This window comes from Bacillus sp. LR--39, from assembly GCF_053613335.1.
Map to the genome: position 1 here is coordinate 1 of NZ_JBSIOT010001345.1, position 568 is coordinate 568.

Annotated in this window: 2 protein-coding genes; one reads left to right on the forward strand and one right to left on the reverse strand. The window is 51.6% G+C overall.

Annotated elements, in window-relative coordinates; translation table 11 throughout:
- A partial coding sequence (locus tag ACWHAR_RS30390) for a phosphoribosylglycinamide synthetase C domain-containing protein (RefSeq protein WP_452088848.1) occupies nt 1-236 on the forward strand: 236 nt, incomplete at its 5' end.
- Between the two features lie 49 nt (nt 237-285).
- Here the strand turns inward: ACWHAR_RS30390 and ACWHAR_RS30395 are convergent.
- Nucleotides 286-568, reverse strand: a 283-nt coding sequence (locus tag ACWHAR_RS30395; RefSeq protein ID WP_452088849.1) for a TetR-like C-terminal domain-containing protein, incomplete at its 5' end; no start/stop codon positions are given.

Below are 568 nucleotides of genomic sequence, written 5' to 3' on the forward strand. Positions count from 1 at the left end.
CGATCGGCACGCTTGAGCCTGACATGGAGCAGACCGTCGTCTTTCACGCAGGCACGAAAAAAAGCGGCGATCAGTTTGTGACGAACGGCGGCCGCGTCGCCAATGTCACCGCGTTTGCAGAGACGTTTGATGCGGCAAGGGAAGCAGCCTATCAAGCGGTGGATCGAGTAAGAAAACCGGGGCTGTTTTACCGGATGGACATCGGCTCGCGTGCGCTCAAGGCAGCACAGAAATAATAGGTGAAGAGACAGAGCGGGAGCACCCGTTTTGTCTCTTTTTTTGAGCTCAATTTTTTTGGATGATCTTGATCATCGATTCAGCCATCAATTCGGGCGGATAAGGCATGCCGTTTTCAAGCCACCATGCGGCTGTGCCCGCGAAGGCGGAAATCACAAACCGCCGCTGAATGTCGAGAGGCACTGAGCGGTCAGTATCAGCAGCTGCCGTTTTTTTGATTCCCGTCAAAAAGCTGTCATTCCAAAAATCCTTGAGCACCTCCTTAATGTTCAGCTCATATGTTCTGTTGATGATAATCGCAAAATCGCCGCTGTCCTGTTGCAAATGATGA